The 21,058-nt window shown below is 47.0% G+C and carries 20 protein-coding genes; 3 read left to right on the forward strand and 17 right to left on the reverse strand.

Going from position 1 to position 21,058, the window contains the following annotated elements; translation table 11 throughout:
* Nucleotides 1-12 precede the first annotated feature (12 nt).
* From trxB to ACYQ2E_RS08840, 6 genes are all read right to left on the reverse strand, one after another.
* Entirely contained in the window at nt 13-924 is a 912-nt protein-coding gene (gene trxB / locus ACYQ2E_RS08815) for a thioredoxin-disulfide reductase (protein WP_460017731.1), read from the reverse strand.
* 81 nt (nt 925-1,005) lie between these two features.
* Nucleotides 1,006-1,239: a DUF4059 family protein gene (locus ACYQ2E_RS08820; RefSeq protein ID WP_460017693.1), complete on the reverse strand. Its 234-nt coding sequence runs from the start codon at nt 1,237-1,239 to the stop codon at nt 1,006-1,008.
* Nucleotides 1,236-1,985 carry an amino acid ABC transporter ATP-binding protein gene (locus tag ACYQ2E_RS08825; RefSeq protein WP_460017694.1) on the reverse strand — a complete coding sequence of 250 codons (750 nt, stop codon included), beginning with the start codon at nt 1,983-1,985 and terminating at the stop codon, nt 1,236-1,238. The genes ACYQ2E_RS08820 and ACYQ2E_RS08825 overlap by 4 nt, the downstream gene beginning before the upstream one ends.
* Before the next feature lie 3 nt (nt 1,986-1,988).
* The gene (locus ACYQ2E_RS08830; protein ID WP_460017695.1) at nt 1,989-2,939 is read right to left on the reverse strand and encodes an amino acid ABC transporter permease; all 951 of its coding nucleotides are present in this window, start codon (nt 2,937-2,939) and stop codon (nt 1,989-1,991) included.
* A 25-nt stretch (nt 2,940-2,964) separates the two neighbouring features.
* Nucleotides 2,965-3,825: a transporter substrate-binding domain-containing protein gene (locus ACYQ2E_RS08835; RefSeq protein WP_460017696.1), complete on the reverse strand. Its 861-nt coding sequence runs from the start codon at nt 3,823-3,825 to the stop codon at nt 2,965-2,967.
* A 238-nt stretch (nt 3,826-4,063) separates the two neighbouring features.
* Nucleotides 4,064-5,113, reverse strand: coding sequence for a LysM peptidoglycan-binding domain-containing protein (locus tag ACYQ2E_RS08840; RefSeq protein WP_460017697.1), 1,050 nt, complete (start codon nt 5,111-5,113; stop codon nt 4,064-4,066).
* A 120-nt stretch (nt 5,114-5,233) separates the two neighbouring features.
* On the opposite strand from ACYQ2E_RS08840, the gene ACYQ2E_RS08845 reads away from it, so the two are divergent.
* A complete protein-coding gene (locus ACYQ2E_RS08845; RefSeq protein ID WP_460017698.1) occupies nt 5,234-5,848 on the forward strand; it encodes an MBL fold metallo-hydrolase in 615 nt (204 codons plus the stop codon).
* Here the strand turns inward: ACYQ2E_RS08845 and ACYQ2E_RS08850 are convergent.
* Complete coding sequence (locus ACYQ2E_RS08850; RefSeq protein WP_460017699.1) at nt 5,840-6,973, reverse strand: cysteine desulfurase family protein; 1,134 nt, start codon at nt 6,971-6,973, stop codon at nt 5,840-5,842. The genes ACYQ2E_RS08845 and ACYQ2E_RS08850 overlap by 9 nt on opposite strands.
* Nucleotides 6,974-7,052: 79 nt before the next feature.
* On the opposite strand from ACYQ2E_RS08850, the gene ACYQ2E_RS08855 reads away from it, so the two are divergent.
* Nucleotides 7,053-7,490 carry a universal stress protein gene (locus ACYQ2E_RS08855; RefSeq protein ID WP_460017700.1) on the forward strand — a complete coding sequence of 146 codons (438 nt, stop codon included), beginning with the start codon at nt 7,053-7,055 and terminating at the stop codon, nt 7,488-7,490.
* Between the two features lie 40 nt (nt 7,491-7,530).
* Complete coding sequence (locus ACYQ2E_RS08860) at nt 7,531-7,659, forward strand: hypothetical protein (RefSeq protein ID WP_460017701.1); 129 nt, start codon at nt 7,531-7,533, stop codon at nt 7,657-7,659.
* Nucleotides 7,660-7,701: 42 nt separating this feature from the next.
* Here the strand turns inward: ACYQ2E_RS08860 and ACYQ2E_RS08865 are convergent, their stop codons facing one another.
* From ACYQ2E_RS08865 to ACYQ2E_RS08910, 10 genes are all read right to left on the reverse strand, one after another.
* Entirely contained in the window at nt 7,702-8,619 is a 918-nt protein-coding gene (locus tag ACYQ2E_RS08865; protein WP_460017702.1) for a magnesium transporter CorA family protein, read from the reverse strand.
* Between the two features lie 57 nt (nt 8,620-8,676).
* A complete protein-coding gene (locus ACYQ2E_RS08870; RefSeq protein ID WP_460017703.1) occupies nt 8,677-10,191 on the reverse strand; it encodes a glucosyltransferase domain-containing protein in 1,515 nt (504 codons plus the stop codon).
* 286 nt (nt 10,192-10,477) lie between these two features.
* Nucleotides 10,478-10,834 (reverse strand): PspC domain-containing protein, encoded by a 357-nt coding sequence (locus ACYQ2E_RS08875; RefSeq protein ID WP_460017704.1) that lies wholly within the window; start codon nt 10,832-10,834, stop codon nt 10,478-10,480.
* 4 nt (nt 10,835-10,838) lie between these two features.
* The gene (locus ACYQ2E_RS08880; RefSeq protein WP_460017705.1) at nt 10,839-11,900 is read right to left on the reverse strand and encodes a DUF4097 family beta strand repeat-containing protein; all 1,062 of its coding nucleotides are present in this window, start codon (nt 11,898-11,900) and stop codon (nt 10,839-10,841) included.
* A gap of 193 nt (nt 11,901-12,093) precedes the next feature.
* A complete protein-coding gene (locus ACYQ2E_RS08885; protein ID WP_460017706.1) occupies nt 12,094-15,459 on the reverse strand; it encodes a hypothetical protein in 3,366 nt (1,121 codons plus the stop codon).
* Between the two features lie 155 nt (nt 15,460-15,614).
* Nucleotides 15,615-16,877, reverse strand: a complete 1,263-nt coding sequence (locus ACYQ2E_RS08890; RefSeq protein WP_460017707.1) for a CapA family protein — start codon at nt 16,875-16,877, stop codon at nt 15,615-15,617.
* A gap of 19 nt (nt 16,878-16,896) precedes the next feature.
* A complete protein-coding gene (locus tag ACYQ2E_RS08895; RefSeq protein WP_460017708.1) occupies nt 16,897-17,151 on the reverse strand; it encodes a hypothetical protein in 255 nt (84 codons plus the stop codon).
* A gap of 3 nt (nt 17,152-17,154) precedes the next feature.
* Nucleotides 17,155-17,493: a DUF2200 family protein gene (locus tag ACYQ2E_RS08900; RefSeq protein ID WP_460017709.1), complete on the reverse strand. Its 339-nt coding sequence runs from the start codon at nt 17,491-17,493 to the stop codon at nt 17,155-17,157.
* 65 nt (nt 17,494-17,558) lie between these two features.
* Nucleotides 17,559-19,535, reverse strand: coding sequence for a transketolase (tkt, locus tag ACYQ2E_RS08905; protein WP_460017710.1), 1,977 nt, complete (start codon nt 19,533-19,535; stop codon nt 17,559-17,561).
* 119 nt (nt 19,536-19,654) lie between these two features.
* Nucleotides 19,655-21,028: a PTS ascorbate transporter subunit IIC gene (locus ACYQ2E_RS08910; protein WP_460017711.1), complete on the reverse strand. Its 1,374-nt coding sequence runs from the start codon at nt 21,026-21,028 to the stop codon at nt 19,655-19,657.
* Nucleotides 21,029-21,058 lie beyond the last annotated feature (30 nt).

Consider the following 21,058-nt stretch of genomic DNA (forward strand, 5'->3'; position numbering starts at 1 on the left):
AAGTGTCCAAAATTACAAACTGGTGATATATTTATAAGCTTCATTCGCCGCCAAAGCCCCGTCGCCCACAGCAGTCGTGATTTGACGCAAATCCTTCTGACGCACATCCCCAATCGCGAAAACGCCAGGAATCGCCGTATGCATGCGCTCATCCGTCTTTATCCAGCCATCGGCGTCTGTAATACCGAGCTCCGCCACAGCCGCTGACTGCGGAATCAGGCCGACATAGATAAACACGCCTTGAACAGCCTTCTCCGTAATTTTGCCCGTCTTGACATTCTTTAATTTGACCGACTGAACTTTACGCTCATCGCCCGAAATCTCTTCCAGCACAGTGTCCCAGATAAATTTCAGCTTCGGGTCTTTAAAGGCACGTTCTTGAATAATCTTCTGAGCACGCAGTTCATCGCGCCGATGCACGATTGTCACTTCGCGACCGAAACGTGTCAGAAACATGGCTTCTTCAACCGCAGAATCGCCGCCGCCAATCACTAGAATCTCTTTGTCACGGAAAAATGCCCCATCGCAGACTGCGCAGTATGACACACCGCGGGCCGCATATTCTTCTTCGCCGGGAACGCCGAGTTTACGGTAGCGTGCGCCTGTTGCCACAATCACTGCTTTTGTCACATAGACGGCATCTTCAGTGATGACGCGTTTTATCTGGCCGCCGTTTTCGACTGACTGGACGATGCCGTAGGCATTTTCGACGCCGAGAGCTTCGAGCGGTTCGTACATCTTCATTGATAGCTCAGGACCCATGATTTGTCCGTAGCCGGGATAATTCTCGATTTCGGCTGTGTTGTTCATCTGGCCGCCGGGCGCCCCCTGCTCCAGTAAGAGCACTTTGAGATTGCTGCGGGCCGCATAAAGGGCGGATGTCATACCGCCGGGGCCTGCGCCGATTATTACCAAGTCATATATTTCATTCATTTTTAAGTCCTCTTTCGTTTACAAGTGTAAATTTATTTTATCATGAACTTGCCATTTAGACAAAAACTCTGCTCAGACGGCCAAAGAGCGCATGACCACCATCACAGACAGAATCGCAAAGCTCAGCACTGGAATTACCAGCAAATTCAAGATTAAAAGCTCATGCATAAAGCGGCTGGCCCGTCTTTTTCGCCGGCTGCTTTTACCAGTCAGGAAAATAATCGTATAAATCAGACTGAGAATCACCGCAATCACAAGTGTAATCAGGAATGCCGGAATGTAAAATTGTAAAACTAAATTAATCATCTCAAGCCAAACCTCTTATTCTTTGATAGAAACTGTTTCATGCGCTCTGTTTTCGGGTGATTGAAGACTTCATCCGAGCTGCCGGATTCAATCATCTGCCCTTGGTCAAGAAAATAGACTTTTGTGGCCACTTCGTAGACAAAGTCCATCTCATGACTGACGAGAATCATGGTCTGTCCCTGTTTCGCCGCCCGCAGAATCGAGTCTTGAACCTCGCCGACCAGCTCCGGGTCAAGCGCTGAAGTCGGCTCGTCCAATAACAGCAGCTCAGGCTTCATGGCCAAGGCACGGGCAATGCCGACACGCTGCTTCTGCCCGCCTGACAGGAACTTAGGATAGTAGTCCAGACGGTCTTCCAGACCAACCTTTATCAGCTCCTCGCGGGCTTCTTTTTCGGCCTCGGCCTTATTTATCTTCTTAACCTGAGTGAGCCCTTCCATAACGTTCTGCAGCACGGTGCGGCGCTCGAAAAGGTTGAACTGCTGAAAGACCATGGCGGTGCGGCGGCGAAGCTCCAGAATCTGATTTTTCGTCATTGCCGCAAAATCGGCTTCAAAGCCGTCATCAAACGTGATAGAGCCGCTGTCAGGTTCAACCAGGTAATTAATTGAGCGCAGAAAAGTTGATTTACCCGCGCCGGATGCGCCGATAATCGCCACTACGTCACTTTCGCTGACATTAAGACTGATATTGTCCAAAACCTTTTCATCTGAAAATGATTTTGTGAGCTTGGAAATTTTTATCATAAATTACACACCTCCAGCCTTATTATGGACAGTTGACGTTTTTTCTTCAGTGCGGACAATGGTTTCGGGGTCAAACGGACTGCGGCTCAGTGAAATCTTAGCAGGGTTCTTGCGCTCATCTTTCATTTCAATGCGAAGCCATTTTTCCACCCGCCCTATCAGGATTTCCAAGATGATGCACATAATCCAGTAGAGCACGGCCAGAGCCAGGTAGTTCTCGAAGAAGCGGAAGGTCGAGCCGCCGGTAATCTGGGCTTGGGCGGTCATCTCGACATAGCTGACGACGAACGCCAGCGATGTGCCTTTGAGCAGGCCGATGAGCGCATTGCCTAGAGGTGCTGTGGCTACGACTGCGGCCTCTTTCAAGGTCACGCGCATGAAGACCTGGAAATTGGTCATGCCGAGCGACTTTGCGGCCTCTATCTGGCCGGTGTCCACCGACTCAATGGCCGAGCGAATCGTCTCAGAACCGTAGGCCGCCTCGTTTAAGCCGAACGCCAGGATAACGTAAAAGAGCTCAGAAATCCCGTTGACGTTCCAGTGCGTGCCGTAGTTCAGGTTGATGGCCTGCAGAATCAGCGGAATACCAGTGTAGGACAGGTAAAGCTGGACAATCAGCGGCGTCCCGCGGATAAAGCTGACAAAGAGTGCCCGCAGCTGATTCAGAACCGGCACCTTGTTGATTTTTATAAGCGCCAGCAGCAGGCCCAGAAAGAGCCCGACAATGGCCGAGATAAAGGTGGCAATCAGCGTCGCAGGAATTTTCGCAATAATCAGCGGAAAAGCATCCACAAAAGCCTTCAGATTGAAAATCTTGTCAAAAAACATTCCCCAGAAGGCGTTGAAGCTGTATTTACCCGAAAGTACCAGAAAAGGGATGACCAATGCCAGCAGAATCACCAGCAGCACGCCGATTCCAATAAAATAAGGTAACTTACTATTCTTTTTCTTCATATCCTAACCCTAACCACGCTCACGCCTAAAATTTATCTGCAGCCGGCACAAAGGCATCGCCCAAATACTTCTCCGAGAGCTCTTTCAATGTTCCGTCCGCCTCAAGCTTCTTCAACTCGGCATTCACAGCGCTCTGAAGCTTCTTGCCCGCATCCGTCTTGGCAAAGAGAAAATACTCATAGCCGTCATGCTCCGCATCTGAGGACGTGGCATCAATCTTCTCGACCTTGAGCTGACTGTCAAAGCCCATGTCCTTAATCGACTGTTTAAGCGAAATCGCGTCATAGAGCACAAAATCAATCTTGCCGGAAGCCGTGTCTGACAGACGATTCGAAAATGGCGACTGGCCAGAAACATAATTGACCTTCACAGCCTTATCAGCATTTTTATCATTATAATCCCGCAGAATCTTAGCATAATTCGACGCCGCATTCACCTCTGTCGACAGGCCGGCCAAATCCGCTAAACTCTTATAAACTTTGGCGTCAGACTTGACCGCGACCGCATTATCCGACTTGGACAAAGGCGATGAAAAATAATACTTCTCATCACGCTCCGCCGTCCAGCCGAAATCATTCGCCCCCATCTGATAACGCCCCGAGTCAATCCCCGTCACAATCGTCGCGAAATCCGTCACCTGAAACTTGACCTGATACTGCGGCAGCTTCTTGAACACCGCCCGCGCCACTTCAATATCATAGCCGGTCAGCTTGTTGTTTTCCGTATAGTCAAAAGGCTTTGTCGCCCCATCCGTCGCGATGACAATGGTCTCAGTTTTATCAGCCCCAGCACTCTTTTCAGACGCAGCAGACGAGCAGGCCGTCAGCAGAGCCAGCGCACTGACAGCCGCAAAACTAAACCCTACAATTTTTTTAGCAATTTTCATATTAGTTCCCTCAATTATACCATTTCCAAATCTCTGTACAGAGTATTAAATCTCCATTGTTAGAATAAAAAATCCGCTTCTGCCAAACAGAAAACGGACTTACGTCATTTCAGTTTAAAACAGTTTCTACAGTCAACATCGAAAAAACACCTGAGCACGACAGCCCACGTAAAAACACATGACTTGATTTTTTTCAGAACTTTTAGTTTTCACAACTGTCTCCTTGGTTTTAAAAAGACTAAATATTTAAGACTTGACCGACAGCGAGGACATTTGCATCTGACAGTCCGTTCATGGCGGCTAAATCGTCCACGCTGTGACCGCTGCTTGCTGCAATCGACCAGAGAGTGTCGCCCGACTGGACGGTATAAGTGCCTGTGCTGACTGTGCTGTCCGCTACTGTTGCTTGGCCTGACAAAACAAGCTGCTGGCCTTCCTGCAGAATTGAATTTTCGTCAATCCCGTTCAGCGCCGCCAGATTTGCAGTTGTCGTGCCGTTTGCCTGAGAGATTGTCCAGAGGCTGTCGCCGGATTGGATAGTGTATGTGCCTGTTGCAGCAGCATTATTGGCGCTCGTGTCAGCGGCTGTACTGCCGGACAAAACGATACTTTGGCCAATCTGCAGCATTGAATTCTGGTCAATGCCGTTGATTGCGGCCAGATTTTCAGCTGTTGTCCCATTGGCCTGGGCAATTGACCAGAGGCTGTCGCCGGATTGGACAACATAACTGCCGGCTGGTGCAGCAGCTGCCGCCGTATTTGTATAGCCCGCGCCGCCGTCATAGGCCGTCAAATCATAACTAGTGATAATGCTGTTAAGCAGACCGGCATAGTTCGGGTCTGTCGCATAACGTCCCTGCAGAGCATCCAGCGCATCCAGATAAGAACTCGTATTTGCAACCAGAGTCCCTGGATAATAGCCGCTCAAGAGTTCAGCATGTGCCGCAAAAGACTCTGCCGCCGAGCCGTAGACCTGAAAAGACTCCGTCACAGTTTGGGCAACGCCGTCAATATATTCCGTCGTCGGCATTTCAACGCTAGAGCCGGACGTATACTTAACGCCGAAATAATTATTATACTGCGAAGCCAGCTCGCTTGAGCCGCTGCCCGACTCCAAAATCGCCTGCGCAATCATGACCGACGGATAAAGGCCGTATTCATTGGCAACCGGCACAGCGGACGCCGCAATATTCTGAATGCTTTCAGCGCTGGCCGTGATTCCGCCAATGCCCGCCAAGCCTACGGTAAAGGCTGCACCTGCCGCAATTTTCTTCTTTTTCGAGACCATTTATTCACTCTCCTTTTGGAACAGCTTCATGTATTTTTTCTATTATACCATATCGGCCCCAAAACAGGCCGAAAATGGACTGTCCTTGTCTTAGTGTCCCTAAACTGTTAAAATAATGTCATGAAACTTCAAAAATATGTCAATTCTGTTGCAGTGGAAAATACCTATCTGCTGACCTCTGATTCCGGCGCGCAGCTCTTGATTGACCCGGGCTCCGGCCTCCAGTACCTGCCGGATTTGACGAACCCTGCGGCTGTTCTACTGACGCACGCGCATTTTGACCACATCATGGGCCTGTCCGCCGTGCACGAAAAATTTCCCGAGCTGCCCATCTGGCTGGCCGAAGCCGAAAAAGACTGGCCCCATGAACCGGAGTATAACTGCTCGATTTTTATGATGGGAAAAGCTACGCTGGCACCGAGTGCGACGAATTTCTACAGCTTCGGTCAAAAGCTGGAGATTGCCGATTTCAAGCTGGAGGTTCGGGCTACGCCGGGACATTCCATCGGCAGCGTGAGCCTCGTGTTCAGCGACGCAAGAATGGTAATTTCCGGCGACGCACTGTTCAAAAATTCCATCGGCCGAACAGATTTGCCGACTGGTAACTATAATCAGCTCATCCAGTCCATCAAAACAGAGCTGCTGGCCTTACCGGACGACTACAAAGTCTATCCCGGGCACGGCGAACACACAACCATCGGCGAGGAAAGAGTGTTCAACCCATTTTTAAGTTAATTTTTCCAGAACCCGACGGAAAACTGTCAGAAACTGCTCGACTTCGGCCATCGTATTGAGCGCGTCAAGGCTGATTCGCACGGCGCTGGTTGCCAGCTTAGGCTCAACTTTCATCGCGGTCAGAGTTCCTGCGGCTGCATTCTTTTTGGACGAACAGGCGCTAGTTGTAGACAAGTAAATCTCGTGCTCCTCAAAGGCGTGCACGACCACTTCTCCGCGAATCCCCGGAATTCCCCAGGTGAGAATATTTGGAGCAAAATTATCCATTTGACTGAAAAGCACAACTTCAGAGTGTTTGAGCATTTCGTCGTAGATGGTCTGCTTCATGGCGCGGACATGCTGACGTTTGGCCGCATCATCCTCCAGCGCCAGGCGCAGTGCTTTCGCAGCGGCTGCAATTCCAGGCAGGTTTTCAGTTGTAGCACGCTGGCCTGATTCCTGGCCGCCGCCGTGTATCAGCGGGGTGATTCTTTTGCCTGACTTCGCGTAGACAATGCCCACACCGCGCGGGCCGTGAAATTTGTGCGCTGAAAAGGTCGCGAAATCAACGCGCGCAAGCATGAAATCCGCCAGCGGCAGTTTGCCGATTGCCTGTACTGCGTCCACATGAAAATTGACCGTCGGCCGGTCGGCCAAGAGTTCAGAAATTTCTCTCAGCGGCTGGATTGAGCCGATTTCATTGTTCACGGCCATCACAGAGACAATAATAGTGTCATCGCGCAGCAAATCGGCCAGTGCATCCAGCTTGACAAAGCCGTTTTTGTCCACAGGCGCAGTGTCAACCTCAAAACCTTGGCTCGTGAGCCACTCTGCAGCATTTTTGACAGCTGGATGTTCAATGCTGGAAATGATGATATGTTTTCCGAACTGCTGCTTCTCAAAAGCCAATCCTTTTAACACCCAATTGTCCCCCTCGGAACCGCCGCTGGTAAAGAAAATCTCTTCTGATTCGACGCCCAAAAGCTCGGCGATTTGCCGTCTGGAGGCGTCAAGCAGGCGCGCCGCTGTCGTTCCTAAGTTGTGCAAGCTTGACGGATTCCCCATGATGCGTGTCGCCACATCGCTGTAAGTCCGCAGTACTAAAGGATTTATCGCCGTTGTCGCGGCATTGTCAAAGTAAATCATGATAATATCATACAACAAATTCGTGAAATTTTCATAAAGAAGTGATAAAATTAGAGTAAGGAAATGGAGGTTTGCAAAAATGGTTGACAATTATCATAAAATAGTGGTTGGAATTGACGGTTCCGTAGAAGCCACAAAGGCATTTGACAAAGCAGTTGCAATCGCACTGCGCAACAAGGCCGAACTCATTCTGATTAACATCATCGACCTGCGCGCCTATCAGTCGCTTGCATCATACGGCAGTGCAGTTTTGGCCGAAGACACGCAAAAAGGCGCAGAAAATCTGATTAAGGATTTCGCCGATGAAGCACATCAAGCTGGGGTTGAAAAAGTCAAGCCGCGCGTTGAATTCGGCTCGCCGAAAGTCATGCTTGGCCAGACAATTCCCAAAGAGGAAGGCGCTGACCTGATTGTGCTCGGCGCAACAGGACTTTCCTATGTTGAGCGCATTTTCATCGGTTCTGTCGCTCAGTACATCATCAATCGGGCACCTTGTGACACTCTGATTGTCCGCTAATGGTTCTTGAAATTTAAAAGGAAAAGTGTATAATAGCATTATGGCTAAATACAAAAAGAAATCGACTCCTTTTATGACTTTTGTCAAGGTTGTCATTGTGCTCATGTTTCTAATCATGATTATCTTTACTGTTGGCGGCTATCTCATGAGCTTGCCCATCTTTCACTAAAAACGACAAAAAAAGCAGTTTTCTCCTGAACTGCTTTTTTTGTTACATCATATCTTTCTTTCTCAAAAGCCAGATTGCCCAGCTGGTAATCAGCAGTGTGACGCCCAGAATCAGCCAGACCATCCAGAGGAATTTCTGACCCGGAATGGGCACATTGATGCCGTAAAAGCCGAAGATTATCGCAGGAATACCGAGAACAAAGGTTGCGGAGGTCATGATTTTCATGACGATGTTCAAATTATTGGCCACAATATTTGAGAACAAGTCACGCAGATTTTCAATCAATTTGGACTGAATACGTGCTTCTTTTCCTGCCTGCTCAGTTTCAATGCAGAGGTCAAAAACTCGCTCTGAAAAACCGTCTTCACCTTTTTTCTGCAATAATGCCATAAATTTTCTCAGGACTGACAGATTATTGTCCAGCGCTTCCTGAAAATAGACCAGACTTGCCTGCATGCGAATCATTTCCAGCAATTGGTCGTTTTGTGTGGATTTTTTGATTGTCTTTTGAATTTCATTGCGGCGCGTTCGGAATTCCCGCAGGTAATCGTCAAATCGCCTGGTCATTTCTGATACGATATGATAGAAAAGCTGATGCCTAATACGCTTTTCCTCATATTCAGCCGATAAAATATCGCTCAAATCTACTTCATGATTCAAAGCGAACACAACCTGATGGCTTGCCGTACTGACCAGTGCATAAGGAAAAGTCTCAATTTCCCCCGTCTCAGCAGGCTCTGGATACTGCAGCAAAAGCAGCGCATTTTCGTGCGCATCTACCTCAAAACGCGCATTTTCATAATCATCTAAAATACCGCCGATATAGTCAAAAGGAAATCCGAAGTATGCTGATACCTTGCCGATTTCTTCCCTATCGGGCTTTAGAACATATGTAAAATCCCCCAGAGTTGAAGATTCGCCTAACCGGTGTTTACTGGTTAAATTGTATTTTTTTAGCATAATTAGATTATAACAAATCCGCTGAAAATCGGCAGTCTTAAAGAATGCCAGCTCCCGCTATTTTGCAATAACATAAACTTCTTTTCGATAAGTATAAACAATCCAGCGGTCATTTTCCAAGACTTTTACAGCTTTACCATCCGCGATGTTCTGTTCCTGGGCTTGAGTAAACTCGCCTGTCTGCTCTTGAGCCGCCCCAATCGTCTCAGCAGGAGGAGTATTCAGATACAAGTTCTGCATAATCTGAAGACGAATTAACTCTTGGCTGGTCTGAGTGTTTGACAGAAAAAGCTGTGTATAGCCGCCGTTCAAAATCGGATAATTCTTCTGTGAATTCTTTAATGTCGCTGAGTCGGAGAAAAGGAAATCTGAAAAATAAAGTTTTACCCCTTTTAAATCAACTTTTTCTAAAGAATTTTCTAGTTTGACAGACTGCTGCTGCAAGGCTTCGCGCTGACTCTGCAAAGTTCCGGCATACACGAACGAAAATTGAATAATAAAGAAAGACAGGAGGACTGGAACAAATTTACCTACTCTCCCCAACACACGGATTTTCTCTTTTTGCCCGTCAAACAGCATAATAGCCAGGCAAGCCAGAAAGAATGGAAAACCATAGATGTACCTGAGAGCAGGAGTCAGCTGCTGGAGAAAAAGATAGATGCCGAATGAAAGAAATGTTCCAAGAACAAAGAAAACAGTGAGATAAAGTGAACTAAAGGCTAAGTTATTGTCAGAATTGATGATTTCTTTTATGATGAAAACAACCAGTAAGACTGCGAAAATTGCTATCCAAACCTTAGCACTGTTATACTTGAATGCTGACAAAAACAGGCGGACATTGGTGAACGGCTGAAGAAAAATATTCTGCGACAGCATTGAATTGCTGCTGTGCCCCTCTGCGACTGGAAGAACTTTCAGCTGGACAAAGTAGGCAATTGTCGGAAGAAGAAAAGATAAACCGCCCATTAAAACATTCGTTCTTAACTTTTTCGCATCAATTCTCTGCGTTAAGCTCCTGTAAATTTTTATCAGAAAAATCACCAGGAAAATGCCCGAGCTTGCTTGATAAGTATTGTACATAAGGAAAAGCGCGAAAAAGGAAATCACGGCAAACTGCCGCTTCTCCCAGAATAAAAAGGGAATGATACTCATTAAGACACTTACCGCCATGAACGGAGAATCAAATTTGAAAGAGAACAAGCCCAAAGACCAGGGATTTAATCCAATCATTAAGGACACAAAAAGCGACACATAATTGACCTTTGAAATGACCGAAACCAGTAAAAGACTCGACAAAGCAAGAATTAAAGCCGTCACAATAAAATTGGTCAATCCTGTATCAACCAGATGCCGGCTTCCCTGTAAAATCCAGGCTAAAAACTCACTTCCCCATCGTGAATAATCGTTGCCGAAAGCAGTGTAGCCCATGGCACGGCGTGAAGTATCATCCAGATAAGGATAATTTGAAAGACCGATTGCAATGAGAGGAACCGCATAGCAGATAAAGGTGAACGAAAAATACTTGAGGAATTCCTTCTGAGTCATGTTTAATAGCCTGATTCTTTTGTTCATTGTTATTATTCCCCTTGTAAAAGCATTCACGCTGTGAGTCAGCTTACGTCACTGAATTTATCTGTTTTTGTTTATCTATGTTTATAATACAACAATTTTAAAGCGATTGCAATAGCTTACAAAAAATTCGTGAAGTATTTTGAAAATTTAGCCTGTTTTTCCGAATAAAATAAAACAGAAATCGAATTGACTTCTGTTCTATTTTATATGTAATTTTTTGAGCCATCATCGTCCAAAAAAGTTTTATACTTTTTGTACAACTATCAGCTTTTCACTGCATCTATGCTTAAAAATCTGACCAGCTATCGTCATCATTGACCGGCTCTGCCTCTTTAACTTTTCGCTCCGTCTGATATTTATTCGGATTTGACTGGTAGAAGTTTCCTGAATTCCGGGAACTGCTTTCCCATGGTTTCTCATAGGGTGAACGCTGATAGGGGCTAGCTGAGCTTGCGCTTGGTAATATAACAGCCAAGATGATATAGAGAAGAAGCGTTGTGCCCATTCCTACAAATACTGAAAACGCCCAAATGACACGGATAATTGTAATGACGCTTTCATCTAGTCCGAAATACTCGCCGATACCGCCGATAACACCTGATATCATCCGGTTTGATTTAGACTTTGTTAAACGTTTTCCCATCAGATTATTCTCCATCCTTTAACCAAATCGTGCCTGATTTTGTCTCAAGCTCGAAGGTTAGATTATCTTCACCAGAGCGAACTACTGCCGCTCCGCTCTTACCGGATTCGAAGGGCTGGTCCAGACGCAGGCGAGTTTTGTAGCTCCCGAATACGGTCTTGACACGGCCTGTCAGTGCTAACGGCTCCGGCACAGACAGTTTCACTTCACCATTGATAACTTTGGCTGTCAGATTTTTTGCACGATTGTCATGCTGAGTCAGACGAATGCCGCCGTTTGTCAAGAGAACTTGACCATCTACGAATGAACCGTCAAACTTGATGTCGCCATTGATTAAATCCAGAGCCAATTTGTCAGCTTTTGTACTGATGATTGTTAATTCGCCGTTCTTGCTTGAAGCAGCCAGATTGCTGGCTTCTATGCCATCCACCATGATTTTGCCGTTAAGCAGTTTGAAAGTCAGGTCCTCATAGCTGCGGCTTGGTAAATAGAGCTCTACATAAGCGGCGATACGCCCAGCTGCTGAAATCTCAAGAATTCCTTCTTCGGTTGAAATCTTTGTATTTTCAGCCAAGTAATCGTCAATATCAGAGACTGCACCGTAAATTTTGTAATCAACTTTTATGTGGGCATTGTCGCCTGGCTTCACTGTTACTTTGCCGCCCTTGACATCCAGATTCACTGAATCAAATGGCTCAAGGATATCAAACTCAACTGTCTTTTCAATGGTCTTGACTTTTGGCCAGCCTTTCGAAAAGTCAACATTGTCATCAACTGTTTTCGACAGGCCTTTGAAAAGATCCGAGAGCTTGTCGGCTGCCTGGTTCAGTGTATTTTTAATCGATTCACCTGTGTCCTGACGGTGATTTTCAAAGCCTTCAGCATCAATTTTTGACTTAATTTCAGATTCAATTTCTTTCTCTGAAGCAGCTTCTGCACCCTTTTCTGCGTCTTGGGAATCGGTTGAATCGCCTGCTTCCATCTTTTCGAGTAATTCAAGTGCCTCTTCATTGGTGATGACACCTCTACGCATCAAATCCATGATTCTCTCTTTTTTGTCAGCCATTTTAATTAACCTCCATGCTTTGCCTTGTCAGCAAGCTTTAATGTTTTTGACGCTTTCAATGGTCGCGCCTTACCTTTCACCCTTCCTGTTCATTAAAAGGGCTTCTTTTATTTACATGTTTATTTTAGCAGAGTTCAACTCGAAAAAAATCAGCCCTAAGACTGATTTTCGGATATGAGCAAATCTAATTGGATTATATCATAATATCTTCATCTTCTTCCACAGCTTCCGGCATCTCCACTTGATAGATATAGTCCGGTTTAGCCATCATTTCTGTCGGGCGCTTCGGCTCAATTACTGCAGCTGTCGGCTCGTCCGGCTCAATCGGGATAGGAATATTGCGAGGCGAATTAATTGTCACTTCAGTATTCATCAGTGACTCTGACATTGTAATCGGCTTGTCATTAAAGACCAGTGTGTCGTTAGCCGTTGTGTCAATGATACGGTTGGCAACTTTTGTCAGGCCTCCTGCACGGCGAATCGCGTTAGTGAGTGAGGACACTTCAGTCACTGAGCTCTCTAAAAGCTGGTAATTTTTTTCAAGACTGCTCTTCAAATAGCGCTCAAGGTCAAAGTCGTCATTGACGATACCAGTGATTTGAATATTATCAGTCGAAATTCCTGTAGTAATTTGGAAATGCTGAATCTGCTTGTTCAAATTTTCTAAGCTGTCATGATAATTCACCTTAAGACTGTTCAGAATTCGCAAGAAGTTTGAGACATTATTCTTAATCAAATTCAAACCGTGCTCGTAATAATTGACACGGAAAATTTGTTTCAGCTCCTCGGCCGAACGCGGCTTTGTCAGCTCTGCTGCTGCTATTCCCAAATGTGAAACCAGCTGGTTGATATCGCCGTAATCTGCGCTATACATGTCTGTATAGTCAGGAACGGAATTAATCAAACTAAGGACAGACTGAACCCCTTCCTGAATATTCAGATTTCCGGAGACCAGACTGATGAGCTGCTGCTCACGGTCAAGGTAGGAAGTATAGGCGTTGAGCAGCACAGCAAAGGCTTTTTCGCGCGTCTCATAATCTTTCATCCAATCGGCAACCTGCTGGTCCAGCGCCGCAACGTAACCTGCCAAATCAATACCGGTATAAGCCGCGCGATTGGCATCAACTTCTTTCAAACGGTCGCCGCCGACTTCTAAATACTTGTCATAAGTCTCCTGGTACTGATTTAATGAGAGCGCAAAGCCGCTTGCAGCCTGAGCCAGCTCTTCACGAATCTTCTGGTAGGTCGTCAGCCATGCATCTAACTGCGGCTTTTCTTTCAGAGACAAAGAGTCCACGGCCGTCCGCATCAAGGTCGGTAAATTGAAATTATCAACATAGTTATGGCCGGTTGACTCGTAAATTGGGAAAGTCAAACTGTTGTCCTGAATAAACAGGGTTTTCAGATGTGCAGCAGCCTGGTCAAAATTCTGTTTCTTTGCCTGAACTGCTTTTAAATCGGTCTGAACTTTCTGATACTCTTCATAAACCTTGTCATAATAATCTTTGTCAGCTTCATAGGTTTTCTGAACTTCTGAATACATCGCAGAGACATACGCGCCATGGTCTAGAAAGGACTGATAAGCCTCAGAAATTGACGCGTACTCATCATCGGCCAAGCGGTAGAGGCTTGCGGTCTTCTGGTAATCCTGGTCAATTCGTTTATAATTGTGGCCGTAGCTTGAATGAACTTCAGAATACTTGTCATATTGTTCCACTAACTCTTCATACTTGCTCGAAACATCTGTGTAATGGACTTTGGCAGTTTCCAAGGTTTTGACGGCTAAATCCTCGGCATTATCGGCATCTTTTTGAAGTTTCTCAAGTGCAGCCGCTTTTTCATCACTGTCAGACTTGATATCATCAAAACTCTGTTTAACCTCAGCCAGTAAATTCGTGACGTCGGATAATTGCTCTGAAGACCTGTCAAAGGCAGCTTGTGCTTCATTGCGGTCACGCTGAGCTTTTTCGATTTTAGCCTGGAGTCCTTCGTGAGCTTGGGTTGATTTCTTCAATGAAGCAGTTAATGGGTCAAATTTCTGACGTTCAGCTTCATATTTAGTGACTGCTGTTTCATAATCATCAGCAATCTCTTTATATTGCCCCTCTTTGGCTGCAAGATTTGCCGCTAAGATGCCGTTCTGCGTCTGGATATAATCATAAGATTCTTCAACCTTATTGTAAGTATGTTTGGCTTCGTCAAGCTGTTTTTGTGAGGTCTGCAGATTTTCACGCGCTTCAGAAAACATTTTCGACATTTTCTGATAATTTGCATCGATGACATCAAATGCAGCTTTCTGCTCATGATAGGCTTCTTCAACTGGTTTGAACTCATCCAGAACACGATTCAGCAAGGTTTTTGCTGAATTATATTCTTCTGTTACATAATGCAAAGCCACGCGGTTCGCACTGTCCGAATTTGACAAATCGGAATAATTCTTTTCAATACGCGCAAAATTGGCGGCTTCTGTGTCGTAGCGCTCTTTGAGTTCCAGGTAATTTGACTCAGTTTTTTCAAATTGACTTTTTTCCTGCTGGTAGCGCTCATCTGTACCGCTCAACGGCGTGATTGTGAAATCACCGATTTTTTCCGCAACGTCTGCCTTAACCTTATTCTGATTCAGCACATTTTGAACTTCATCCAAGTTAACCTTAGCAGCTTCTTCTTGCACTTGCATTTTGGCATACTGTGTGCTTAAAGTATCGTATTCATTCTTAATCTGAGTTACAAAAGTATACTGGTCTTTGGCTGCCTCGAAATTCGGCTCTTCTGCTTCAAATTCGGCTTTCAGTTTATCAAGCCGGCCTGATAGCAGCTCCATATCTTCTGTGGCCACGCTTAAAATATCAGCTCGTGATTTTAAATCTGCTTCTTTTTCAGTCTTTTCATTCGTCTTAGATTCAAACTCTGCTGCAGCCTCTGTGGCAGCGGCTGTGATTTCTTTCAGCTGTGTCTGGCGGCGCTCAAATTCAGCTTGAAGATTGGTCAATTTCAGCTGTAGATTTTGACGTTCATCACTTGCAAACCTGTAGCCTTTCAAATCTTCTTCATATTGGCTTTTTCCTGCTTTATAGTCCGAAATTTCATCGTCGTAAATCTTTTTTGCTGCATTAATGGTATTGCTCAAAACGATAAAACCTGTCAGTTTCTCGTTCAAGCCTTGCTTAAGCGTCTCGTACTCATTAAGGATTTTATCATAATTCTGCTTGCTTACTTCGAAGTCATGCTGGTGGTGCTGATATTGTAATAATTCTTCGGTATAGTTTTTGGTATAGTCGTTTCTTGGAGAGGACAAGGCCAGATTTTCCAAAGCGGATGAATTGGTTTTAGAATTTTCAGCCGTTTCAGGTCCAGCCGAAAGAATCGGCTCCTCAACCTTTAATTTTTCCAATGGGTCAACACTTTTTTGCGGTTCGATAGTTTTCTGTTCTTCCATTTTCAAGGCTTCTTCTGGAGCTGGGTCAAAAACTTCCTTTTGAACTTCTTCTTTAAGTTCTTTTTTCTCTTCACTACCGCTGAAAAGATTTCCAAAGAATGATTTCTTATTTTTATCAGGCATAAGCGTAGTTTCTCCGATACTATAATCTTGCTTTATTCTACCAGAAATCATGAGATTATGCAACAATGTCCGATGATTTCACGTTATTTTCACATAAGTCGCATTATCGTCTGAAAATATAGAGCTAAATGAGTTGTCTGCTGGCGCAATCGTGCTTAATCAACTACTTTCATGTTCTCTGGGCTTCCAATAATCTGCGCGACCTGATTAAGGAAGAACTGCCGCGACATGTCATTTCCGGTTGCTGTGAGCGCATGGCTTGCTGCGTCCTGCTCTGTATAATCTTTCAGAAATTTGACATTGAAGTCGGCATTGTAGGAATCATATTGACCCGTGATAACCGTGATAGTGGGCAAAATCGTCGCATTTTCGACGGAAACTTGTCCTTTGTCCACTTTTATTGACCACTTGACGGCAAGACCAAGCATTCCCATGTTGGTATCCTGAGCCGAGAGAAAATTACCCATCGAGTAGGCGACGAGTACTTTCTGGCCGGAACTCGCAGTGATCCAGTCCAGCGGCTCAATGACGTGAGGGTGCTCGGCAATGATAACGTCAACGCCGAGGTCGGCCAGATACTGCGCCAGCTCTTTCTGCTCGTCGTCTACGCCGGTGTTGTACTCTGTTCCCCAGTGCATGTTGACAATCTGCACGTCTGAGACTTTTTTCATGGCCTCAACCTGCGATTTTATCAGTTTCTTGCTTGTCAGGTTCACGAGATAGTCTTTCCCGGATGGCAGTTCATAGCCGTTTAGGCCATAGGTGAAACTGTCAAAAGCGATGGTGATGCCGTTTTTAGTCAGTGTTTTTATGTTGTTCTGGTCTTCCAGCGAAGCGTTTGCCCCCGTCTCAAGCATGCCTAGCTGGTTCACGTGCTGCAGTTCGGCCAGAATTCCTTCCTCGCCGCGGTCAAACGAATGGTTGGAAGCCAGGTTTATCCAGTCAAAACCGGTCGACTGGAGTCCTTCCAGAATCTGAGTCGGGCCGTTGAAAGTCGGGTAGGACGATAAACCGCCGATTTCTTGGCCGGCAAATGGCGTTTCCTGGTTGACGAAAGCAATGTCGGTCTTTTCAACCTCTGCTTTCACTCCGCTATAAAAAGAACTGAAATCATATGTTCCGTCTGTTGAATGGCCTTGAGCGACACCATAAACCATGCCGTGTATCAGATTGTCACCCGCGGCAAAAAAGGTGATTTCGCCGGACTTATCAGTCCCTTTTGACACCACCCTGGCTGAACTAGAAGCCGTTTTGCCGGAAGAGGCAGTCGCAGCAGGAGCTTTTGGCTTTGTTGAAGCAGCTAAAAAATGACTGAGCGCAAAAGTCACACCGATTCCTAAAATAATCAGAGCCCCCAGAGCTAGCACAATTCGGTCATATCTTAGCTTTTTCTTCCGTTTTCTTCTTCTCTGCATCATTAATTATCGCTCCATAAACTTAATTCCAGCCAATCAGCTTGGCGACAAGAATCAGAGTTGAGCCGAGCACCGCCAGAATACAAATTGCAAAGCGGAGCGTGAAGAGCTTTGTCCCGTCGCCGTTGTAGCTTTTCACTGACTTGCGGCCGCGGTAGCTGAACAGGGCAATCCAGGCCAGAAGCGTTAAAATCCACTGCAGCCAGACGATTTCACCCAGGAAATATATATTGGCCAGCGAGCCGATTCCGGCGATTAAAGCAAGTAATACTGACACTATTTATAACCTCTCAATTTTCTCAATCGCCTTTCCTTTGGCCAGTTCGTCAACGATTTTATCCAGCTGACGGGCGAATCTGATGGTCGAATCGGTTATTTCTTCCACACGAACGCCGCAAATGACGCCTTTGATTTCGGAGGCTTTGGGATTGATTTGTAGTGTTGACGCGAGTTCCTCGTAGCTGCCGGTCAATTTTGACGGCTCAGCAACGCCGGTCAGCCAGCGGATGATTTCGTCGAGTTCGGCCTGGCTGCGGCCTTTTCGCTCGACTTTCGCCAGCAGCAATGGATAGACGGATTCGTAAGTCATTTTGTAGATTCGATTTGAGCGGTCGGCCATTTTTATTTCCTTTATTTAAGATTTTAGCAAAAATGAGGACAGTTGTCCCCATTTTGTCTTTTATATTAATTGAGTTTCTTGTATTGAGCCACGACATTTTCCACAGTAAAACCATACTCCTCAAGAACTTTAGGAGCCGGTGCGCTGGCGCCCCATTTATCAACTGTAACGGTGCCTCCGTCAATGCCGACATATTTTGCCCAGCCGAAACTTGTGCCTGCTTCAACTGCTAGGCGGCGACGAATGCGCATCGGCAGAACTTTCTCGCGATAAGCGGAATCCTGCTCGTCAAAGCGGTTCATTGACGGCATAGATACGACGCGGACACCGTCGCCGAGCTGTTTCTGAGCTTCTACAGCCAAAGCAACTTCTGAGCCGGTCGCGATAATGATGCCTGTCAATTGGCCTTTTTCTTCTGAGAGGATGTAAGCGCCGCGGTCTACGCCTTCTTCGGCTAATTCGGCAGTGCCTTCAAGTACAGGCAGGTTCTGACGGGTCAGAATCAGAGCGGTTGGGCGTGTCATTGAGTTGACAGCGTGGCGCCAAGCTGCAACGACTTCATTGCCGTCTGCCGGGCGAATGACGTCCAGGTTCGGCATTGAGCGGACGCTGGCCAATTGCTCAACTGGTTCATGCGTCGGGCCGTCTTCGCCGACAGCGATGGAATCGTGTGTCCAGACATAAGTGACTGGCAGGTTCTGCAGTGCAGCCATTCGGACTGACGGCAGCATGTAATTGCTGAAGACGAAGAATGTGCCGCCGTAAACACGTGTGCCGCCGTGCAGTGCGATTCCGTTCATGATGGCGCCCATTGCGAATTCGCGGACGCCGAACCAGATGTTGCGGCCGGCACGGTTATCCGGCATGAAGTCAGATTCGGCTTTGGCCATGGTATTGTTTGAAGCTGACAGGTCAGCTGAGCCGCCCCAGAAGTTCGGCATTTGTACGGACAGCTCCTGAATGGCTTCTTGTGAAGTCACTCTTGAAGCTTTGGAGGAGCTGACTTCGTGTTTTGTCAGATTGAGTTCTGGTGTTTCGTCGGCAAAGGCACGTTCGTATTGCTCGGCTAATTCAGGGTATTTCTCGGCATAGGCTTCAAATTGGCGGTTCCAGACTTGCTCCATTGATTCGCCGCGGGCTGCGATTGTTTCGCTGAAGCGTTGTGCGACTTCTTCTGGCACGCTAAAGTCAGGGTAGTTCCAGCCGTAGCTGGCTTTGGCGAATTTAACGCCTTCTACGCCGAGCGGTGCACCGTGAACAGCATTAGTGCCTTCTTTTTCAGCGCCGAAGCCGATGATTGTCTTGACTTCGATGATAGTTGGTTTCGTTTTCTCAGCCTTTGCACGCTCAACTGCGGTGGAAATCTCTTCCAGGCTGTTACCGTCTTTGACGAGGATATGCTGCCAGCCGTAAGACTCGAAGCGCATTTTGACGTCGTCAATGAAGGCCTGGTCCAGATTGCCGTCCAGTGAAATGTTGTTGCTGTCGTAGAAGAGAATCAGTTTGCCGAGCTTCTGTTTGCCGGCCAGTGAAGCGGCTTCCTGCGAGACACCTTCCATCAGGTCGCCGTCACCGTTCAGCGCATAGGTATAATGGTCAACGATGTCAAAACCTTCGCGGTTGTATTGAGCCGCCAGGTGCGCCTCGGCCATAGCCATACCGACCGCGTTGGCAATCCCTTGTCCGAGCGGGCCTGTTGTAGCCTCAACGCCGTCTGTGTGGTTGACTTCAGGATGCCCAGGGGTTTTTGAGCCCCATTGGCGGAAGTTTTTCAGGTCGTCAATAGTAACTTTGTAGCCTGCCAGGTGCAGGAGGCTGTAGAGCATTGCTGAGCCGTGACCAGCTGACAGGACAAAGCGGTCACGGTCTGACCAGGTGCGGCCGGACTTTGGATTAACATTCAGAAATTTGCTCCAAAGTACATAGGCCATCGGTGCTGAGCCCATGGGCAGGCCCGGATGGCCGCTATTTGCTTTCTGAATCATGTCCATTGAAAGTGTACGAATCGTGTTAACCGCGAGTTGGTCAGTATAATCAAACATATTACGCATCTCCATTTTTTCTTTTTGTTAGTTCTAATTATACCACATCACAGGGGCGTATTTTCGGCAAAATATCCGATTTCTTAGTGGAAAAATTGTTCTTTCACTGCCCTGATGAATTATTTGCTGATTTTCGATTTTTCCCGTGAATTCAGAACTGTGCTGACGATGACGACCACAACTGTAAAACCGACAATCAGCGCAATGAGCGCGCCAGAGCCAGCCTTGCCGACCATACCGATGATGCCGCCTGGAATCAGATAATCCGTATCCGCAAAGGTCACTGAGGCACCTGCCTGAAAGGCTCCCAGTGCAGGTAGAATCGCCAGCGGCAGCCATGACAGCATCAAGCCGTTCACAAATGAACCGATTACCGCACCGCGGCGGCCGCCTGTAGAATTACCGAAGATTCCCGCAGCTGCGCCGCAGAAGAAATGTCCGACGACGCCTGGAATAATGACTGTCGTGCCCATTGCCACCATGCCGAACATGGAGATGACGCCTGCGATGAAGGACACGATGAAGCCGATGAGCACAGCGTTTGGCGCATATGGAAAGACGATGGGAACGTCAAGTGCCGGCTTCGAGTTGGGAACCAGCTTTTGAGCGATTCCCTGGAAGGCTGGAATAATTTCTGCTAGAATCATGCGCACACCCTGCAGTACCACAACAAATCCTGCAGCAAATGTTCCCGCCTGAACGATTGAGAAAATCAGGAAATTTGTCCCGTTTGACAGTTTGGACTCGACATAGTTTGGACCCGCTACAATTGCCAGCACCACATAGACGACAATCATAACCAGTGAGATGGAAACCGTGGAGTCGCGCATGAAGCCGAGGCTCTTCGGCATTTTCATCTTTTCAGTGGATTTTTCGGGGTCAGGCGTGCCGAACCACTTGCCCATCAGGCCTGCGGCTGCGTAACCCATATTTCCGGTGTGTCCCATCGCAACGCCGTCCTGCCCCGTGATTTTGCGCATGAAGGGCTGGCAGAGCGCAGGTGTGACTGTGAGCAGGGTACCTTCAAAGAGGCCGCCCAGCAGAATCGTTGCCCAGGAAGTGCCCATGCCGGCTGAGGCAAGCACAACGGCTGCCATGGTTGAAACATAAAGCATGGCTTGACCGGTCAGGAAGATGTATTTGAAGCGGGTGAAGCGCGCGAGCAGGATGTTGACCAGGAAGCCGACAAGCATAATCAGCGCGGCAGGCGTGCCGTATTTGACAAGCGCCAGAGCGACGACGCCTTCATTTGTCGGGACAACGCCCTTGACGTTAAAGGCGTGCTGGAACATGGAGGCAAAGGGCGTCAGCGCGTTGACCAAGATTCCTGCGCCGCCGACGAGGACGAGAAATCCGGCAAATGTTTTGATTGAGCCTTGGATGACGGCGGTGGCTGGTTTTTTCTGTAAAATTAGTCCGAGCATGGCAATCAGACCGACTAAGAGCGCCGGTGTGGTTGCAACTGAAACGATAAAATTCAGTACTCCATTCATTATTTTCTCCTTTTGCGGTTCTGCCGCTTA

The sequence above is a fragment of the Lactovum odontotermitis genome (assembly GCF_054658595.1).

Coding starts and splice junctions, on each gene's coding strand:
- ACYQ2E_RS08845 (WP_460017698.1), top strand. CDS start 5,234: ATGAAACTTCAAAAATATGTCAATTCTGTTGCAGTGGAAAATACCTAT.
- ACYQ2E_RS08900 (WP_460017709.1), bottom strand. CDS start 17,493: ATGGCCGACCGCTCAAATCGAATCTACAAAATGACTTACGAATCCGTC.
- ACYQ2E_RS08860 (WP_460017701.1), top strand. CDS start 7,531: ATGGCTAAATACAAAAAGAAATCGACTCCTTTTATGACTTTTGTCAAG.
- ACYQ2E_RS08865 (WP_460017702.1), bottom strand. CDS start 8,619: ATGCTAAAAAAATACAATTTAACCAGTAAACACCGGTTAGGCGAATCT.
- ACYQ2E_RS08830 (WP_460017695.1), bottom strand. CDS start 2,939: ATGAAGAAAAAGAATAGTAAGTTACCTTATTTTATTGGAATCGGCGTG.
- ACYQ2E_RS08870 (WP_460017703.1), bottom strand. CDS start 10,191: ATGAACAAAAGAATCAGGCTATTAAACATGACTCAGAAGGAATTCCTC.
- ACYQ2E_RS08910 (WP_460017711.1), bottom strand. CDS start 21,028: ATGAATGGAGTACTGAATTTTATCGTTTCAGTTGCAACCACACCGGCG.
- ACYQ2E_RS08890 (WP_460017707.1), bottom strand. CDS start 16,877: ATGATGCAGAGAAGAAGAAAACGGAAGAAAAAGCTAAGATATGACCGA.
- ACYQ2E_RS08875 (WP_460017704.1), bottom strand. CDS start 10,834: ATGGGAAAACGTTTAACAAAGTCTAAATCAAACCGGATGATATCAGGT.
- tkt (WP_460017710.1), bottom strand. CDS start 19,535: ATGTTTGATTATACTGACCAACTCGCGGTTAACACGATTCGTACACTT.
- ACYQ2E_RS08885 (WP_460017706.1), bottom strand. CDS start 15,459: ATGCCTGATAAAAATAAGAAATCATTCTTTGGAAATCTTTTCAGCGGT.
- ACYQ2E_RS08840 (WP_460017697.1), bottom strand. CDS start 5,113: ATGGTCTCGAAAAAGAAGAAAATTGCGGCAGGTGCAGCCTTTACCGTA.
- ACYQ2E_RS08880 (WP_460017705.1), bottom strand. CDS start 11,900: ATGGCTGACAAAAAAGAGAGAATCATGGATTTGATGCGTAGAGGTGTC.
- ACYQ2E_RS08850 (WP_460017699.1), bottom strand. CDS start 6,973: ATGATTTACTTTGACAATGCCGCGACAACGGCGATAAATCCTTTAGTA.
- ACYQ2E_RS08820 (WP_460017693.1), bottom strand. CDS start 1,239: ATGATTAATTTAGTTTTACAATTTTACATTCCGGCATTCCTGATTACA.
- ACYQ2E_RS08835 (WP_460017696.1), bottom strand. CDS start 3,825: ATGAAAATTGCTAAAAAAATTGTAGGGTTTAGTTTTGCGGCTGTCAGT.
- ACYQ2E_RS08825 (WP_460017694.1), bottom strand. CDS start 1,985: ATGATAAAAATTTCCAAGCTCACAAAATCATTTTCAGATGAAAAGGTT.
- ACYQ2E_RS08855 (WP_460017700.1), top strand. CDS start 7,053: ATGGTTGACAATTATCATAAAATAGTGGTTGGAATTGACGGTTCCGTA.